Annotated in this window: 15 protein-coding genes and 1 pseudogene; 7 read left to right on the top strand and 9 right to left on the bottom strand. The window is 60.9% G+C overall.

All coding sequences use genetic code 11. The features are described from left to right. Positions 1-149 precede the first annotated feature (149 nt). Positions 150-1,931 (bottom strand): hybrid sensor histidine kinase/response regulator, encoded by a 1,782-nt coding sequence (locus tag HB780_RS04395; RefSeq protein WP_183688833.1) that lies wholly within the window; start codon positions 1,929-1,931, stop codon positions 150-152. Positions 1,932-2,061: 130 nt separating this feature from the next. On the opposite strand from HB780_RS04395, the gene HB780_RS04390 reads away from it, so the two are divergent. From HB780_RS04390 to HB780_RS04380, 3 genes are all read left to right on the top strand, one after another. Then, positions 2,062-2,721, top strand: a complete 660-nt coding sequence (locus tag HB780_RS04390) for a response regulator (protein ID WP_183688832.1) — start codon at positions 2,062-2,064, stop codon at positions 2,719-2,721. 318 nt (positions 2,722-3,039) lie between these two features. Then, on the top strand, positions 3,040-3,891 hold the full coding sequence (locus tag HB780_RS04385; RefSeq protein WP_183688831.1) for a DUF1194 domain-containing protein: 852 nt from the start codon (positions 3,040-3,042) through the stop codon (positions 3,889-3,891). A gap of 277 nt (positions 3,892-4,168) precedes the next feature. Beyond that, entirely contained in the window at positions 4,169-5,266 is a 1,098-nt protein-coding gene (locus tag HB780_RS04380) for a branched-chain amino acid aminotransferase (RefSeq protein ID WP_183688830.1), read from the top strand. Positions 5,267-5,358: 92 nt separating this feature from the next. Here the strand turns inward: HB780_RS04380 and HB780_RS04375 are convergent, their stop codons facing one another. Continuing rightward, positions 5,359-7,815 carry a beta-glucosidase gene (locus tag HB780_RS04375; RefSeq protein ID WP_183688829.1) on the bottom strand — a complete coding sequence of 819 codons (2,457 nt, stop codon included), beginning with the start codon at positions 7,813-7,815 and terminating at the stop codon, positions 5,359-5,361. A gap of 73 nt (positions 7,816-7,888) precedes the next feature. Beyond that, positions 7,889-9,178, bottom strand: a complete 1,290-nt coding sequence (locus tag HB780_RS04370; protein ID WP_183688828.1) for an MFS transporter — start codon at positions 9,176-9,178, stop codon at positions 7,889-7,891. Between the two features lie 126 nt (positions 9,179-9,304). Between HB780_RS04370 and HB780_RS04365 the strand changes: the two genes are divergently transcribed. Together HB780_RS04365 and HB780_RS04360 are read left to right on the top strand one after the other, a co-directional pair. Then, complete coding sequence (locus HB780_RS04365; RefSeq protein WP_183688827.1) at positions 9,305-9,955, top strand: TetR/AcrR family transcriptional regulator; 651 nt, start codon at positions 9,305-9,307, stop codon at positions 9,953-9,955. A gap of 162 nt (positions 9,956-10,117) precedes the next feature. Further along, positions 10,118-10,624 (top strand): GNAT family N-acetyltransferase, encoded by a 507-nt coding sequence (locus HB780_RS04360; RefSeq protein WP_183688826.1) that lies wholly within the window; start codon positions 10,118-10,120, stop codon positions 10,622-10,624. On the opposite strand, the gene HB780_RS04355 is transcribed toward HB780_RS04360, so the two are convergent. The 6 genes and pseudogenes from HB780_RS04355 to HB780_RS04330 all read right to left on the bottom strand — a co-directional run bounded on the left by HB780_RS04355 (position 10,625) and on the right by HB780_RS04330 (position 16,533). Then, positions 10,625-11,845 carry a DUF1501 domain-containing protein gene (locus HB780_RS04355; RefSeq protein WP_183688825.1) on the bottom strand — a complete coding sequence of 407 codons (1,221 nt, stop codon included), beginning with the start codon at positions 11,843-11,845 and terminating at the stop codon, positions 10,625-10,627. Positions 11,846-11,847: 2 nt separating this feature from the next. Continuing rightward, positions 11,848-13,326 carry a DUF1800 domain-containing protein gene (locus HB780_RS04350; RefSeq protein WP_183688824.1) on the bottom strand — a complete coding sequence of 493 codons (1,479 nt, stop codon included), beginning with the start codon at positions 13,324-13,326 and terminating at the stop codon, positions 11,848-11,850. Positions 13,327-13,400: 74 nt separating this feature from the next. Continuing rightward, positions 13,401-13,760, bottom strand: coding sequence for a periplasmic heavy metal sensor (locus tag HB780_RS04345; RefSeq protein WP_286203024.1), 360 nt, complete (start codon positions 13,758-13,760; stop codon positions 13,401-13,403). Positions 13,761-13,845: 85 nt separating this feature from the next. Next, the gene (locus tag HB780_RS04340; RefSeq protein WP_183688823.1) at positions 13,846-14,295 is read right to left on the bottom strand and encodes a hypothetical protein; all 450 of its coding nucleotides are present in this window, start codon (positions 14,293-14,295) and stop codon (positions 13,846-13,848) included. Further along, complete coding sequence (locus HB780_RS04335; RefSeq protein ID WP_183688822.1) at positions 14,288-14,860, bottom strand: RNA polymerase sigma factor; 573 nt, start codon at positions 14,858-14,860, stop codon at positions 14,288-14,290. Before HB780_RS04335 ends, HB780_RS04340 begins: the two co-directional genes overlap by 8 nt. A gap of 258 nt (positions 14,861-15,118) precedes the next feature. Continuing rightward, positions 15,119-16,533 (bottom strand): annotated as a pseudogene (locus tag HB780_RS04330) (M20/M25/M40 family metallo-hydrolase). 245 nt (positions 16,534-16,778) lie between these two features. Between HB780_RS04330 and HB780_RS04325 the strand changes: the two are divergent. Next, positions 16,779-17,663, top strand: a complete 885-nt coding sequence (locus HB780_RS04325) for a dihydrodipicolinate synthase family protein (protein ID WP_183688821.1) — start codon at positions 16,779-16,781, stop codon at positions 17,661-17,663. Between the two features lie 25 nt (positions 17,664-17,688). Continuing rightward, a complete protein-coding gene (locus tag HB780_RS04320) occupies positions 17,689-18,348 on the top strand; it encodes a GntR family transcriptional regulator (RefSeq protein WP_183688820.1) in 660 nt (219 codons plus the stop codon). The last annotated feature ends 29 nt before the right edge of the window (positions 18,349-18,377 follow it).

Below are 18,377 nucleotides of genomic sequence, written 5' to 3'. Positions count from 1 at the left end.
GCTGCGACCGGATACCTGAGCTATTCAAAAGCTGCGGGAGCGCTCACTACCAGCAGAATCCCCACGAGGCAAGCAGATCGATCATTCGGAGGGAATGCGCAGGCGCTATTGTCGCCGCCGAAGCGTCGGCAATAGGGATATGAGATGGCTCAGCCTTTGCTCAACCCTTCGCGACCGTCCGCCGGTCGCGGTGAACATAATTCTGTGATTGCCTGCTGCATCTGTTCGGCATCGACTGGCTTGTGCAGCAGCAGGTGGCCGCTTTCTGTGACCTGCCGCAGGCGAGCCGGCGATGTATCCCCGGTCAAGATGATCGCCGGCAAGCTGCGCCCGGCATGGGTGCGCACCTCTTCGATCGCCTCCAGGCCGGTCGTGCCGGCTTCCAGCCGATAATCGGTGATGACGAGATCGATAGGGGCTGTGCCATCCAGCGACGCCTCGGCATGAGCATGGCATGCCTCCGCCGCCGAACGCCCGGCATAGACCCGATAACCGAGGGTTTCCAGCAGCAGGGTGATCGCATCGAGCACATCGCGTTCGTCGTCGATCACCGCGATCGCAAGCGTGCCCTCGGTTACAATCTTGCTGCTCTCGGTCCTTGCCTCAGGGGCAGCGGAAGTGGCCATGGGTACGGTGAGGGCGAACATGGAGCCACGCCCTTCCTTCGAGACCAGACGCAATGGATGACCGAGAAGCTGGGCGGTTCGCCGCACGATCGCCAGACCTAGCCCAAGGCCCTGCGTGCGGTCGCGCGCCGGATTGTGCAACTGCACGAACTCCTCGAAGATCGCCTTCTGCTGATCCGTTGGGATGCCGGCGCCGGTATCCCAGACCTGGATTTCGATCGAAGCGCCACGGCGGCGGCCGCCGAGCAGAACCCGCCCCTTTGTGCTGTATCGAAATGCGTTCGAAACCAGGTTGTCGAGGATACGCTTGAGCATGATAGGGTCGCTGTCGACCCAGAGCGCGCTGTCCACCACTCGCCATCCAAGGCCGCGCTCGCCGGCGGCGCTTGCAAATTCATCGTGGAGTTCGGCGAAGAGTCTCTTCAGCGAGACCGGCTCTTTCGTCACCGTGACGACGCCGGCATCGAGGCGGGAAATATCGAGCAGGGCATTCAGCAGGCCGCTGAGGTTGCCGACGATGGCTTTCGCCTTGGCCGCCAGTTCACGAGCGGTGCGAGAGGCCACATCGCCACGCTGCCCGAGGATCGCCAGCGTCGACACCAGCAGGCTCAAGGCATGGGTCGGCTGGCGCAGATCGTGGCTGGCCGCCGCCAGGAAGCGGGTTTTCGACCGATCGGCCGTCTGCGCGCGGTCGCGTTCCTCCTGCAGGCTTACGACCAGTTCCTCGTTTTCAAGCCGCAGCGCCACGGTCTCGCGGAGCATGCGGTAGGTGATGCGGCAATAATAGATGTTGATGGCCACCATGGAGACGAGCAGAAACAGGAAGGCGCCGGACATGTCGCTACCACTGAGGATGCAACGCAGGCCGATCGGTATCACCGTGATGATGATCGAGCCAATCAACGCCGGCGGAAAGGCCGAAAGCGACGGCACCGTGCCGCAAACCAGCCCCGTCAGCACGATGACGGTAAAGGAAAGCACGACGGGCTCTTCGGGAAGGAAGCCGACCCAACCCATCGCGCCCCACAAGAGAGCCGAGATCCAGGAAAACGTCGCCGCGAGCCAAGCCCACCGCGCGATCGACCCCGGCTCTCGCTTACGGCTGAAGAAGCGGCGGGAGGCAAGCACGCGTATCGCGGTCAGCAGATACAGGCCACCAAGCCAGCCGAGAAGCCAATTCGAGGAAACGGCGGCCCTCAGAATATAGGCCGCCGCAAGCGAGATGGCGATGTTGGAGACGACCACGCCATAGGAGTTGCGATACAGGAGCTCGACCAAAGCCTGGCGTATCTTGCCGTCCTGCATGCGATCCCTCCAGTTTGCCGAACGAAGTCTCAAAAACGACCTTTCCCGGCAGGGTTGATTTATCGGTAACCTGTTTCAAATAAATTAGCGATTAAAGAATTTAAGCCGCACATCCATAAGTGGTAACCAGATGAATCGCCCCTATACCGCCATCATAGCCGACGACCACGCCATCGTGCGCGAAGGGTTGAAGCTGCTGATCTCGGCCATGACGAACGTGTCGATCATTGCCGAGGCGGCCAATGGCGACACGTTGCTCGATCTCGTGCGCAGCACCCGCGCCGACCTGCTGATCCTCGACCTTGGCATGCCGGGCGTAGCCGGGATCCAGTTCATCTCCGACATACGGGCGCTGGCGCCGCGCATGCGGATCCTCGTGCTGACGGCGAATATCGAACCGAGAACGGTGCGGGCAGCACTTGAGGCCGGCGCCGATGGCTACCTGACCAAAGACGGCGATCCCGAGGAACTCGATGCGGCCATTGAGGCGGTGAAGAGCGGCAAGACCTATCTGGCGAAATCGATCAGGTTCGCAATCGCCGATCCCGAACGGCAGGGCAAGACGCCCGTAACGGGAGAAATCGTTTCGCCCATTCCACTGACATTGCGGGAGCGCCAGATCCTGCTTCTGTCCGCCCAGGGGCAGACTGCTCGGCAGATGGCGGAACGGCTCGGCATCAGCCCGCTGACGGCCCGCAAGCACCGGGAAAACCTGATGCGCAAGCTCAATCTTCACAGCACGGCCGAGGTCACGGCCTATGCCGTCCGCCTTGGATTGCCCGCTGGTTAGAGCATGCATGCGTGCCTCCCTGGACGGCTCGCGCCTGAATATCGTTCCCTTGACCAGCCCACCACAATCAGCCCCCAGCTGCGCTGAAATACGACAGGCGTCGTATATGTCCCGGCACGCACAAGGCGTACGTCTTCCGGCGAGCGGCAACCCATACGGGTCTGTCCGCTTCGAACCGTTCCATGTGAGGAGAGCGGTCTTCAAAAAACGGAGGATACGCCATGCTTTCATTGGAACACTGGACTTCGTTCGCCTTCCTCATCCTCGGCGTCACGCTCGTGCAGCAGCATGGCTAATCAACAACAAGGAGGAAGGGTCATGACCCGATGGCAAGACTTTTTCCGGTCGGGGACCACAAGCTCGCCCGCCATTGATGCAAGACACAACCGCCGGCGACGGCGACTGTCGGCTCTTGCCGGCACATTGGCTCTGCTTATTCCCACCGCATCCTCTTTCGCCACCAGTCCTGATCCGGAAACAGTCGATGCGGCCATCGTGCTTGCCGTCGACAAGTCCTCCTCGATCGATCCGGTCACCGCCGATTTTCAGCGCAACGGCCATGCCGCCGCCCTTCGCTCCAAGGAGGTCCTGTCCGCGATCGAGGGCGGGATGACGGGTTGTATAGCGGTCACCTATGTCGAATGGGCAAGCGTCGGTGACCTGGATACGGTGCTGCCATGGACGAAACTATGTAGCCGCCAGGATCTGGAGGCTGCAGCGGAGGCTATCCTCCATCACGGCAATACCGGCTTCGAACGCCGAGGCCGTGGCGGGACCTCGCTGTCCTTTGCCATCGACATCAGCAGCTTCCTGCTCGAGCGCTGGCCGGGTCACGCCACACGGAAGATCATCGACATATCCTCGAACGGCACCAACAATGACGGCCTGCCGGTCGAACGAAGCCGCGACGAGGCCATGAAAAAGGGCCATGTGATCAATGTCATCGCCGTTGCTGGCAGTGAACCGGGAATTACTGCGGATCTCCCCGGCTATTTTCGGCAACAGGTCATGGGCGGCCCCAGATCCTTCGTGATCGCACCAGACAGTATCGAGGACTATGCAGTCGCGATCCGCCGGAAGCTCATGCTGGAGATTGCCGGCATCATGCCTCAGCGGATCGGTGTGGATGCACAGCCCGGTCTCACTGGAAACGAGAATAAAGTCCATTAGACCGGCGGGGTGACCCCGTTTCCTGTGTGCGTCCGACCTCTTGAAGCGCCCGTGGAACTCGACGATCGATGGCGTCTCCTTCCCTGCTGGCAGCCCAATCGGTAGCCGTCACGAGCAGAAAATACTAGAAATGTCGAAAAATGAGAGGAAGAACGCCAAAACTTTCAGCTGAGCAAATATAAAAGCAAACAAATGCCACTCGATTTAGGCTAAACCAGCCTTCAGGAGCGAGCGGGGAATCGGCCCGCCACGAAAGAGGAATAGACAGGAATAGACGATGAGTGACAGCGGCCCGCAGACCCTGGTATTTGAGAGAAATTCGAACCCCGTTCCAGCCAGCGAGCGCGAAGCGCTGCTTCAGAACCCCGGTTTCGGTCGTGTCTTCACCGATCACATGGCGACTATCCGCTATTCCGAGGGGCGCGGCTGGTATGACGGGAAGATCGAGGCACGCAAGCCGTTCAATCTCGACCCGGCAACGCTTGTGCTTCACTATGCCCAGGAGATCTTCGAGGGCATGAAGGCCTATCGTCTGCCCGATGGCGGCGCCACGCTCTTCCGTCCTGACGCCAATGCGCGGCGGTTTCGTAATTCCGCCACGCGGCTGGCAATGGCGCCGCTGCCGGAGGAACTCTTTGTCGAGTCCGTACGCGCGCTGGTCAAGGTCGATCGCGACTGGATACCGACAGCCGACGGAGCAGCGCTCTATCTCCGGCCCTTCATGATCGCGACCGAAAGCCTACTCGGCGTAAAGCCGTCGGCCGACTATCTCTATTGCGTCATCGCCTCCTCCGTCGGTGCCTACTTCAAGGGCGGCGCCTCGGCCGTGACGATCTGGCTGTCCGAGAATTATACCCGCGCCGCGCCCGGCGGCACCGGCGAAGCCAAATGCGGCGGTAACTATGCGGCAAGCCTTTCGGCGCAGGCCGAAGCAACCCGCGAAGGCTGCGATCAGGTCGTCTTCCTCGATGCGGTGGAACGTCGTTTCGTCGAGGAACTCGGTGGCATGAACGTCTTCTTCGTCTTCGATGACGGCTCGCTCCAGACGCCGCCGCTGACCGGCACAATCCTGCCGGGCATCACCCGCGATTCCCTGATCATACTGGCGCGCGAGCTCGGTCTCACCGTGCGCGAGGAGCCCTATGCGATCGACCAATGGCAGGCAGATGCCGCCAGCGGCCGGCTACGCGAAGCCTTTGCCTGCGGCACGGCTGCGGTGGTGACACCGATCGGCAAGCTCAAGGGCAGCAAGCACAGCTTCACGATTGGCGACGGCGGCGCCGGCCCGGTAACGACGCGCCTGAAATCGGCGCTACTCGACATTCAAAACGGACGGGCGCCCGACCAGCATGGCTGGCTGGATCGCCTGTTCTAGGCGATCTGCCTCGGAGCTTTCGTTCAACGTTATTTGCAGTTTGCGCCGCCCGGATAAATCCGCGGCGGCGCAAACTTATTATACAGTCGAGCCTATGGCTCCATCGTATGATCGACCGGTAGATGAATGCTCACCTTTGCCCGGATGTCCGTCGCACTGGCGGCGATGATCAGCTTGTATTCGCCCGCATCGGCTCGGAAACGCCCCAAATCGACATCGAAATAAGCCAGATCGCGGGGAATGACCTTCAGCTCCGCCGTACCGGTCGCACCCGGCTCCAGCTTCAGCTTCGCAAAGGCACGCAGCTCTTTGAATGGCCGTTCGACCCTGGAATTGGGAGAACGAACATAGAGCTGCACCACGTCTGACCCCGCCCTGTCACCGATATTGGTGACATCGACCGTCAATGTGAGACCGTCCGGCCCCATTTCAGCTGCCGATAGCTGCGGGGCATCCCAGGCAAAGCGGGTGTAGCCAAGACCGAAGCCGAAGGGGAAGAGTGGTTCTATCTCTCTTGTATCGTGATGACGATAGCCGACGAAAATCCCTTCTGCGTATCGTACATGGCCGTCCCGGCCGGGATAGATCGACGGATCTCCGGTGATGGCGGAATTATCAGCGAGCGCCTTCGGGAAAGTCTGCGGCAAGCGGCCAGCAGGTTCGACGTCACCAAAGAGAACATCCGCGAGCGCGTTGCCAAGCTCCTGACCGGGATACCACATCTGCAGCACCGCACGCACCTTGCCAAGCCATGGCATTTCGATGGGGCCACCTGTCTGCAATACCACGACCACGTTGGGATTGGCCTCGGCGACCATCTCAATCAGCTCTTCCTGGCGACCCGGCAGACGCATGTCCGGTAGATCAAGACCTTCGGTGTCCCACTCGCCTTCGCGACCGACGAGAAGCAGCACGACGTCGGACTTGCGGGCGGTTTCCACCGCCTCCGCGATCCCGGCATCCCCGAGCGGCTTTTCGACACCGAAACGGAGCGCGCATATGTTGATACCGTCCAGACTTGCCTTCGGCGCCTCGTACTCGACCACGACCCTATAGCGGCGCCCCGCCTCAAGTGTTACCGCCCGACGCTGCTCGTTGTTCGCGGTGCCAAAAAAGTTCTCGCCCTTCGTCCAGCCGTCATAGCCGTCGACCGCCAGTTCGCCGTCCACCAACAGCCGGGCCAGCCCGGCATTGGTCATCCCGAAGACGTGCTCACCGGTCTCCTGCGGCACGAATGTCGCAGTCATGCGGGCCGAGAAATCGGCGATATCAAGGTCGCTGGACGGAAGATCGAACCAGAAGAATTCACCCTTTTCGACGGTCTCGACATGGACCGGACTGCCCTCGAATCCGCGTCCCTTGAAATATTCCACCGTCATCTCGCCACTGAAGACGTCGATCAAGCGGTTATTGTTGCAGCCAGCCGCATGGCGGAGGCTGTTGGCGTTGGACAGCGCTGTACGAATGCCCTCAAGCGGGCTCACCGTATAATGCGCGGCAATCCGCGCGCTTCCCCCGCCCATCACGCGTGCAGAAGCCGCATTGGGGCCGATGACGGCGATCTGGTCGAACGAGGATTTGGCAAGCGGCAGTACACCGTCATTCTTCAGAAGCACCGCGCCTTCCGCACCGAGTTGACGGATCAGCGCGCGATCTTCCGGCAGGTCGAGCGCATGTTCGGTGAGATCAGGTGCTTCTTCGAAGGCCCCGACGCGTTCGAGAAGGAGGAGAATGCGGCGTGCCGAAGCGCGCACCGTCTCCGCCTTTACCTTGCCTTCCCTGACTGCAGCGACCAGCTTTTCGCCGCGATCCCGCGCAGGCCCCGGCATTTCCAGATCAAGCCCGGCATTGATGGTCTCGGCCGTCGAGTGCGAACCGAACCAGTCGGACATGACGATGCCGTCGAAGCCCCATTCCTCGCGCAGGACTTTCGTCAGCAGCCAGGGGTTTTCGCTCGTATAGGTGCCGTTCAGTCTGTTGTAGGAAGACATGACAGCTTTCACACTGGCCTTCTTCACCGCCTCCTCGAAAGGCGGCAGATAGATTTCGCGCAGCGTCCGCTCGTCGACATCGGACGACATCGTCTGCCGCTCGATCTCGGACTCGTTGGCGACAAAGTGCTTGATCGTGGCCGCCACGCCCTGGCTCTGCACGCCATTGATATAGGCGACGGCGCAAGCGGCCGTCAGCGCCGGGTCTTCCGAATAGCATTCGAAGTTACGGCCATTGAGGCCAGAGCGGTGAATGTTGACGGTCGGGGCCAGAAGCACCGACGCGCCCTTGCTCTTGGCTTGTCCGCCGAGCGCCACGGCGGCACGCTCGATGAGCGCCGGATCCCATGTCGCTCCGAGCGCGATCGCCACCGGAAAACAGGCGGATTTGACACCGCCGACAAGCGACCCGCCGCCGCGTGCACCATTGGGTCCGTCAGTCACCTTGATCTTCGGCACGCCCAGCCGCTCAATCGCAACAGTCGTCCAAAAATCCGCGCCCGAGAGCAGCGACACCTGCTCCTCGAGTGTCATCTTGTCGAGAATATCGTCAATCATAGGGGATCCTCCCATGTTAAACGGTCCGATCGGGACCATCAGGCAGGCGTTGCCGCCCGAAATATTGATCTTATCAACGCGCGCCACGAACCGGCACGATCGCCAGCGCGCCGAAGAAGGCGCTGACCGCCGCCAAGGCATAGAGCAACGTGTAATTCTGTCCCGATCCCGAGCCAATAGCGAGCACGATCGGCGCGATGGCCGGCGCGATCGATTGCGGAACAGCATTGGCGATATTGAGCACGCCCAGGTTCTTTGCCGCGTTCGTCTCGCGATCCGGCAGGATATCCACGACGAGCGCCTGGTCGACGGCATAATAGACGCCGAAACCGACCGAGGAGATGGCGACGCCGACGAAAAACATGTTGAGGTCGGGCGCCATCATGATCACGGCAATACCGAGCGCATAGGTGGCGGCAGCGGCGAACACGAAGGGCTTGCGGCGGCCTGTCCTGTCGGAAAGATAGCCGGAGATGATCGAGGAGGCGACGACGCAGCAGGTCGTGATCAAGATCGAGAAGAACATGGTCTGGCCGATGCCAGCCTCTGCCACCCCGAGCTGGTCCGTGAGATAATAAACCTGATAGGAGGTCAGCACTGCAAAGCCGAAGAACACCAGGAAGCGGCTGAGCCAAGCATAACCAAAGTCACGATACTTGACCGGATTGACCCAGAAGCTTGCAGCCAGCTCGCCCAGCAGGTTGCCGCCGGGTGCAGGCTCGCTATGGGTGGGGCGATCGTCCAGTAGCAGAGCAAAGCCCAGGATGGTGACGAGGCCGATCGCGGTCGGCACCAGAAACATGGCGTTGCTGCCCGTCCCCGTCAGCGAAACGACCGCGCTACCGATGAGCAAGGCGACATAGACCGACATGCCGGCCAGTGCCGATATGATGCCCCGCTGCTGTTCCGGCACCTGATCTGGCACGATGGCAACCAGAGCCGCAAGCATCGCATTGTAGGCGACTTGCACAGCGCACCAGGCAATGCCGATCATCAGAAGGTTCGACGAATAGGCAATGACGAGTTGGGCGAAACTGCCCATGATAACGCCGCCGATGAGCCATGGCCTGCGGCGTCCGAAGCGGGAGCGTGTGCGATCTGAAAGCTGGCCGAATATCGGATTGGCGAACAGAGCAAACAGTGCGCCACTACCGAGAATCGCGCCGAGGCTGGCGCCCTTGCCGACCGGATCGAGCGCGCTCACGCGAATGGCAAGCGTGACGGCAATCGGCGTCATCACGGCGATGAAGAAACCGAGATTGGCAAGCGCAAAGCCGACGATAAACGGAATGCTGACAAACTTGGTCGGGGCGCCCGATTGATGGGCATCCGCATTGCCGAAACTGGCATGTGCAATGGTCATGAGATATCCTCCACTCTTAAACCTACCGATTGCTCAGTCTATTTAAAGAGTCAAGAGACATGTACCTGCAGGTTGGCCGGCACATACAAATTGCGCTAGAACAGAACGAAATCCAGGGAAGAGAGAATGACCATCAGGCCGGGCACCGAAATTCAAAGCGAAGGCGTACGGCGGCGCAACTCCGCCAAGGGCGCTTCGCGACGTGAGGCGATCCTCGCCGCCGCCATGCACCGCTTTTCCCGGGAAGGTTACCAGAGCGCCGCCATCGCCGACGTCGCCAAGGATGTCGGCCTGTCCCTTCCCGGCCTGTTGCATCACTTTCCGACCAAGGTGGACCTACTGTTGGCGATCCTCGACAAGCGGGATCTTGAGAGCACCGCCGCGATCGACATCGATCAGGCAACTTGGCGTACCTTCCTGCTCGGCCTGATCCAGGTCGCGAAATACAACACCGGCATTCCGGAGGTCGTGCGTGCCTTTGCGATCCTTAATGCCGAAAGCCTGACACAGAACCATCCTGCAAAGGCCTGGTTCGGCATTCGCGCGCAACAGCTGCAAGCGAATATCGCGGCAAAGCTCCAGGCCGGCGTTCTGCAGGGCGACGTGAAGCGAGATGTCGACTGTTCGGCGATCGCTACCGAGGTGATCGCCATGATGGACGGCTTGCAGATGCTGTGGCTGCGCGAACCAACCTCCTTCGACATGGTCGGCGTTATCGCCGGCTATATCGAGCGCTTGATACTGGACCTCCAGGCCTCACCTGCAAGGCAGGTCTAGATCGAGCGCGCCCAAGGGAAGTCTCTCCCAACCATTTCAAAGCCTGCATTCGCAACCATCCGCCTGGCTGATGGCATCGCTTTTACGGCCTGGGGAATGTTGACAGTCTTGCTTTCATTTCAGCCGTCTATAGTGATGAAATCGGCATCGGGGGAGGCAAAATTGAGTGGAAACGGGATAACGATCAGGCATATCGGCGCCGACGAGTTCGACATTTTCCGGCGCATTCGCCTGGAAGCCCTTCGTGTCGAGCCGTCTTCCTTTGCGAGCAGCGCGGAGGACTGGGAGGTTCTGTCCGACAAGGAATGGCGCCAGCGACTGACTGATCCCGTTTTCGTGGCGTTTCGAGACGATGAGCCCGTCGGGGTGATGGGCTTGCTACGTCAACGATCAAGCAAGATGGCGCATCGCGCCACGCTGATTATGGTGTATGTGCGCAAAGATCTCAGGGGCATGGGCCTTGCGAAAGGTCTCTTGGATACCGTGATTGCCTACGCGCTGAGCGAGGGCATTGTGCAGCTCGAACTGGTCGTCAGCGCGGAAAATCCGAAGGCAATCGGCTTCTATCGCCGGGAAGGCTTCTCGGAATTCGGCAGAATTCCCGGCGGGGTCGTGCATGATGGCAGGGAAATTGACGACATCATGATGGCGCGACGGCTTACTGGATAATCAAGCAATCAGCCCCTTCATTGGGGCCACGAAGCCCGATCCCGGAAAGACGTCGCGGGCCAATGTGGCAGGGGAAGCGCCAAGCAAGTCGACGGCGATGCCCTTTATCACAGCTCGCAGATCTGTCGTGGCGGCAAGATCGCGGCCGTCGCGCAGCTGCGGCTGCTTAAGCCCCGGCCAATCGGCGATGACTCGTCCACCCTTGATCGCACCGCCCGCGAGAAAGGCCGCCGTGCCAGTGCCATGATCGGTACCATCAGTGCCGTTGATCCGCGCGGTACGCCCGAATTCCGTTGCGACGACGATTGCGGTGTCCTTCCAACTTGGCCCGAGTTCCTGTTCGAATGCCGCCAGCGAATTGTCGAGCCCGGTCAGAAGCCGCGTCAGGCGGCCGATCTCTCCGGCATGCGTATCCCATCCTTCGAAGGCGAGTGCGGCGACACGCGGTCCGTCGTCCTGCGCGAGCAGGCGTGCAGCCCCTCTTGCCATCTGCTCCATCCCGGCGGGATCGCCCGGGCCGCCGCGAGCTTTGACATCAACCCCCGCCGCGATCTTGCCGGTGGCAATGCCCTCGGCCAGTATGTTTGCAAAAAGAGGATCGGTATGGGTGTAGAGATCCATCAGCCGGGGCGGAAGATCGGCGCTGACGGGCTGCAGGCTCGACGGCGACCATCCGAGAACTGGCGCCTTGCCGCGAATGACCAGCGGAGCGTTCGCCCCGACGGCAAGCCCGCGAAGATTGCTGCCGCCGGACGCAACCTTGTCGCCTTGCGGAAGACCTTCGAGCATGCGGTTCAGCCAGCCGGAATCCACGCGGCCCGGCGCTTCGTAGCCGGATTCCAGCACATCCTGGCCGTCGAAGTGCGAGCGGTCGCGATAGGACGTGGCATTGGCATGGACGACGGCTGCCTGTCCCGCCCGATAAAGCCGGTTGAAATTGGGCATGGAGGGATGCAGGGCAAAGAAACCGTCCAGCGGAAGGGCCGCATTAGGCCCGTTGGTCGTCATCGCGATCGACTGACGCAGGGATTCATAATCCGGATCGCCGACCGGCGGGACCGCGGTCAAACCATCAAGAGCTCCGCGCAGGATGATGGTGATGAAGCGTGGATCGCGACCGCCGGCCGCATGGGCAAAGCGCGGGATAAATGCCCAGGCGAACAAGGCGCCCGAAGCTCCGAGGACGGCACGGCGGGTGGGAGTTACGAGTTCACAGGTCATGATCAGCGCCTCTGAAATTCGGGGGAGAGATAGGCAATCGCAAGACCCTGGCTACGGGTTTCCGCGCGCGAAACAGCCTGCAAGGTTTCTTCGGAAAGCAGCGGTCCGAGGCTATCGGAGACGAAGCGACGGGGATCGACCTGCGACGGCACCGCGTTGGCGATCATATTGGCGACATCCATCCGTGTGCTAAGGCCCTGCCCGGACGCCCAGGCATCGACCGTGTCGGGAAATCCGTTCGGTCCGGACGGCGCCCAGAACGGCTGTCCCATCGCGGCCAAGGCACTGACGATGACATTGGGTTTCGGCTTCTCGCCGCTGGCGCGCAAAAGCGCGATGACGAATTCGAGCGGCGACCGGATCTTGACCAGTTTCGTGTCCCAGGCTTCGTCGGACCCAAGCAGCGCCAGATAGACCGCCGAGAGATCGCCATCGGTCTTGGTGAATGTCGCGGAAAGCTTTTGAACGAGCGCCGGCGGCGGCATGTCGGAAACGAAATGCCGGACGAGTTTCGTGGCGATATGTCTGGCCGTCGCCGGATGGTGCGAGAGGTCGTGCAACGCCTCCCTGCCCTGCCCGAAGCCATTATCGGCGTAGGTAAGGCCCAGGAGTGTCTGGTCACCCGGCTCGTGGGCATTGGCATTGAAGGCGAAGGTGCCGGAGGCACCAAGTGGCGACTGATCACGTACGACCGTCCAGCCGGTGATGATCCTTGCAAGCGTGGTCACGTCGGCCTGTGTATAACCGCCGTCCACGCCGAGCGTGTGGAGTTCGAGCGTCTCGCGGGCGAGATTTTCGTTCAGCCCGCGCTTTCCCTTCGCATTCGCCTTGGAATCCGGCCCAATCGACTGTCGGTTATCAAGGAAGGTCAGCATGGCCGGATGGGTCTCGACGGCCAGTAGCATGTCTGAAAACCGCCCGAAGACATGGGGCCTAATGGCTTCCCGCTCGAATGCCCCGGCCAGGATATGAACCTCCTCCCCGCTCGATGTCGAAACCGCGAAATGGTTCGCCCAGAACATCGCCAGTCGTTCGCCGAAACCGATCAACGGCTGGTGGATGGTGCCGTTGAAGCGTGCGTCGACCTCGGCCAGGAAAACCTGTTGCGGAAGATAGGGCGCGGCAGCTGGCGGCGGGCTTGCCATGGTTTTTGGCACTGCCGACGGTTGGCCGGCTTTCATGTCGCCACCCGACATCGCCGGTTGCAGACCCGGGTTGGCCGTCACCGGAGGTGCAGCAACTGCGACCGGCTGCGCTCTTAATTCTTTGCGCTGCTCCTGAAAATCATAGAGAGCCACGAGAAGATCGGAAGTGGGCTTCAGTTCCACACCCACAGGCACGGGCGCAAAACGTTCGGTGATCTCTTCCCGCAATGCGCCGCGTGGGTCCGATCCTATGGCGGCAATGCCATTACTGTCGGCACCTAGCCCAAACCGCGAAAGGGCGATTGCGGCATAAACGTCATTTGACGGTTGCGTCATGTCCTTGCCAACTCCTGCGTCAACTATCCGTTTAAACGCAGGCAACCGGCCGATCCGTCGGCCGGCAAGTGTGATCATTTTGCGGCAGCGGGTTTCGGGACGCTGCGGCGGATGAGGCTTTCCGCGAGCGCACGGCGCTCGTCATAGGATAGCGTGGCGGCAAAATCGACGGCCCGTTGCTCGAGCTTCGCACGCAAGCCCATATCGGCGTTGCGGGCTCTCGCCAGTGCCGCGGACAGCGCCTCCGTATCCAGGGTCGGCTGCCCCAGAAGCGAGGCCGCATCTATTTTCGCCTGCTGAGATTCCAACACACTTGACCGCTCAGCCTTGCGCGCGTCGCTCAGCGCCTGACGGAAGGCTTTTTCTGTCCGGCGGGAAGCTGTTCGCCGGCCAACGGCAGCGTCTCGACCCGGGTCTCCGTGCTGCTGATCCAGGTGAGCCCACCACCCGCCAGCGCACCGATCAGGAAGGTGTTCAGCACCAATAGAGATAGGACGAATATCCGAAAGCCGCGTTCTGTCATTGGGTGTCCTGTGTCGCGTTCTCGTCTGTTCCGATATCGCCGAAAACCGTAGCGGTCCGGTCCGTGGCGACGGTCGTGTCGGATGTTACGTTTGGCGCCAGAACGGCGATTGCAATGCTTCCCGCCAAAGCGCCGGCAATGCCCACGCCAACGAGGCCGAGACCGGCGGAGGAGAAGCGAAACCATTTGCGCATCCGGGACCTCCGGGTAAGCCGAGTGAGAATCCGATCTCCGAGACCGTCATTCCTCGCCTTCAGCGCATAGGCATCGAGCAGATGATCCAGGTCGCTGGCGGCCGCGAGTGCGGATGCTCCCGCCGGAGCCTTTGCGAAGATCTCGGCCGAGGCGCGCTCCCCTTCGGGCCACCGATCGATCACGCCGCCATATGCCGCAGCCAGGGCGGCAAATCGCTCGGCACTCATGGCCGTCTCGACAGGTTCAGTCATCGATCCGCTCCTTCAACAAAAGCGTTTGCAGCGAGCGCCTTCCGCGCGCGAGCAGGCTTTCCAATGCGTCCACACTGATCTCCATGATCGCGGCCGCCTCCGCGTTCGACATCGCCTGATAGTAAACCAGAATGATCGCCTCCCGCTGGCGCGGCGCGATCATCTGCATGGCCCGCTCCACGCGCCTGTTCGGATCGTCTTCGCTTAACAGGCCGGCATCCGGCGCGGGACCTTCATAGGGAACATCAGGCGGATCCTCGGCGAGCACATGCTTGCGGCGGCGTAAGCGGTCATAGCAAAGATTGATCGCGACGCGATGGATCCAGGTGCTGAAGCGTGCATTACGCTGCTGCCAGCCGCCGGCGTTGCGCCAGACCCGCAGGAATGTCTCCTGCGCCACATCCTCGGCTTCGCTCGCATCGCCAAGCATGCGCGTTGCGACGGCCAGAATGCGTGGCAACTGCCGTGATATCAGGGCGCGGGTTGCCTTGACATCGCCGGCCGCGACGCGGCCGAGCAGATCCTCGTCCGGATCACCGTTTTTGGGTGAGCGATCCCCAATCATTGCCAATCGCCGCCATCCGGGTTTCTTGCAACGGCCATACAACTCGCCTGTTCCCTGCCGATGACAAGGACTTCGAGCCTGTCGATCAAACCCGGAGACCTCTGGCCATATGCTTGCGATATATCCAATAGGTCTGTCTTTTCCTTCAAAAGCGAATGGACGCATTTCGACTCTAACGGCCGACCGACGGAAATCCGTCGGTCGCTCCCTGTCGATTTTCAGGAAAGTGGCGCCGCGTTTACGAACCGCTCACCGGTATCAAGACGCCGCTTGCTCGATCTCACAAAAGGACGCGAGGATGCGGACCCAGGAGCGAATGCCTTTATGAAAGCTCGAAAGGTCGTATTTCTCGTTCGGGCTGTGGATGCGATTGTCGAAACGGGCAAAGCCGACCAGCAGGGCATCGCAGCCAAGCCGGCGCTTGAACTCACCGATGATCGGGATGGAACCGCCGGTGCCGGCAAGAGCGGCCTCGCGCTGCCATTCGACGGTCAACGCTTCCAACGTCTTGCGCAGAAACGGGCTATCGAGCGGCATGGTGGTAGCCGGCCCCAGACCATACTCCTTGAAGCTGACCGAGCAATCGGACGGAATGCGCGCCCGCACATGCGCCTGGAATGCATCGCGGATGGCAAGCGGATCCTGGCCCTCGACTAGGCGGAAAGAGATCTTGGCACTCGCCTTCGCCGGGATGACCGTCTTGAAGCCCTCGCCGGTATAACCGCCGCTCATGCCGTTGATCTCGCAACTTGGCCGGGCCCAGACCTGTTCGAGGATGGAGCGGTCCTTCTCGCCCGCGGGGATCGACAGGCCGATGTCGCGAAGAAATCCATCCTCATCGAAAGGCAGGCTTTTCCACTGCGCCTTGACGGCCTCGGGCAACTCCTTGACGCCATCATAAAAACCGGCGACCGCCACGCCGCCGTCCCGCGTGCGCAGGCTGGCAACGATATCCGACAGCACCTGCAGCGCATTGCGCGCGGCATTACCGAACATGCCGGAATGGAGGTCGCGATCGGCGCAGGTGATTTCGATTTCCTGACTGACAAGGCCGCGCAGCATGGTCGTCACCGCCGGCGTGTCGTGGTCCCACATATCGGTGTCGCAGACCAGCACCGTATCCGCGGCAAGCTCGGATGCGGTCTTGTCGAGGAAGGGAGCAAGGCTGGGGCTGCCGGCCTCTTCTTCCCCTTCGAAGAGGATGCTGACCTTGATCGGCAGTGTTCCGGTCACGGATTTCCATGCCCGGCAAGCCTCGACAAAGGTCATCAGCTGTCCCTTGTCGTCGGAGGCGCCGCGCGCGACGATTGCCGTATCTCCATTTTCCAATGGCTGCAGGACCGGTTCGAAAGGATCGGTCTTCCAAAGCGGCAGCGGATCGACCGGCTGGACGTCGTAATGGCCATAAAAAGAACATGCGGCCCAACAGCCCGTTTCTCATGGCCGACAACCATTGGATGGCCGGTGGTGTCGCGCACCGATGCATCGAAGCCGATGCTGGCCAGATCGCTCGAAAGCCACTCGGCCGCCCGGCGGCAATGATCACGGTAAGCGGGGTCAGTGGAGACGCTGGGGATGCGGATGAGATCGAAAAGCCGTTGCAGGCTCTGGTCTATCGTCTGATCGACGTGAGAAAGCACGGCGTCGATCTGATCGTTCGTTGGCTTGGGCATTTGGGCATTCCTGGCTGTGGGAAGAGCGGCATTTGCAGGGTTTGAAAGGATGTCGCCGCCGGCTGCGATTTCCCGGCATCGTAACATCAACCCGCCTGTCATCAAGGTGCACGATGACATCAGACCTGTCTTGGGTGGGCTTTCTCCGCGACATTTTTCACGCTTTGGCACGGGCACAAGATTCAGGCTATACAACTAACATGTTAGTCTGTATGTACTAACCACACATTTGGGAGGAATGGAACTTGTCGCAGAAATTTGGCCTTTCGGTCGCGCTCACAACGCCCTTCGACAGCAACGGCGATATCGCCATTGGCCCGATGATCAAGCAGGCCGAATTGAGCCTTGCCTCGGGATGCTCCAGCGTCACCCTGTTCGGCACCACTGGCGAAGGATCCTCCATCGGAACGCAGGAGCGCGAACAGGTGCTCAACGCCTTCTTGGGCGCAGGGATAGCTGCGAACCGCATCATCGTCGGGGTTATGGCGGATTCTGTCGAAGATGCCGCCGCACATGCCGGATCGGCCCTTTCCAAGGGCGTGCGGAATATTCTGCTGGCACCGCCCTTTTACTTCAAGAACGTCAGCGACGAGGGCCTGTTTCGCTGGTTCTCGGCAGTCTTTGCGCGGCTCGCGGACAAGGCGCGTGACATCATCGTCTACAATATTCCCTCCGTCACCATGGTGCCGCTCTCCGTGGCGTTGATCGGCAGGTTGCGCAGCGCCTTTCCCGGCGTTGTCACCGGCGTCAAGGATTCCTCCGGCGATTGGCCTTACACGGAGGCCCTGCTGAAGGAACATAGCGATCTCATCATCCTGATAGGCGACGAGCGCCATTTGGCTCGGGGCGTTCGGCTGGGTGGCCAGGGCGCGATTTCAGGCATGGCGAATTTCTTGCCTAGTGAAGTCCGGCTCATGGCCGAAGAAGGCAAGGATGATCCTCGCGTCGAGGATTTTGTCCTGGAATTGCTGAAGTTTCCGGTGACGGCGGCCGTCAAGGTCATGGTGGCGCAACGCTCTGGAGATGAAATCTGGCTTGCAGTTCGCCCGCCGCTGGTTTCAATATCCGGCGAAGGACGGAATCACCTTGCCGGCGCGTTCAATGCGCTTTTCAGATCCAAGGCAGCCTAATCGAACCGGACAGGGAGGGGGACGAATGGACGGCGTGAACGAGCAGCCGACGTTGCGGGAAAAAGCCTATGCAAGCTTTACCCACCATCTGCTTGCCCGTGATGTAAGGCCCGGTGAATTCGTCTCGCAGCGCAGGCTTGTGGAGCTGACCGGCCTGCCGCTCGGCGCCATCCGTGAGCTTATTCCGCGGCTGGAAGCCGAGGGCCTGATCAAGACCGTGCCGCAGCGCGGTCTGCAGATCGCCCATATCGATCTCAATCTGATCCGCGAGGCGTTCCAGCTCCGCATTTTTTTCGAAAAAGAAGCCGTCGCTCTCTTCACCCATTCGGCTTCTGACGAAACGGTTGCCGGGCTCTTGAAACAGCACCGCGATATCGCCGATGCCATCCAGGCCGGCGATACGTCGCCGGAACTCGAAGTCCATGCGCAATCGGTGGATTGGGGCATGCACGATGCCTTCATCGACGCGCTCGGCAACACCATTATTTCGAACGCCTACCGCGTCAATTCTATCAAGATGCGGCTGATCAGCCAGGATAGATTCCGGATCAACGGACATGTAGGCCCCGTCATGAACGAGCACCTGCAGGTGCTTGAGGCGATCCAAAGACGGTCTGCGGAAGATGCCGTCGCATCTCTCGTTTTGCACATCAACGGGGCAAGAGACCGCGCATTGAAGATTTGAATGAAACAGGCCGCGAATGAGGAGATTTT

The organism is Rhizobium lusitanum (assembly GCF_014189535.1).
GTDB lineage: Bacteria > Pseudomonadota > Alphaproteobacteria > Rhizobiales > Rhizobiaceae > Rhizobium > Rhizobium lusitanum_C.
This window is presented reverse-complemented; position numbering and strand designations above follow the sequence as displayed.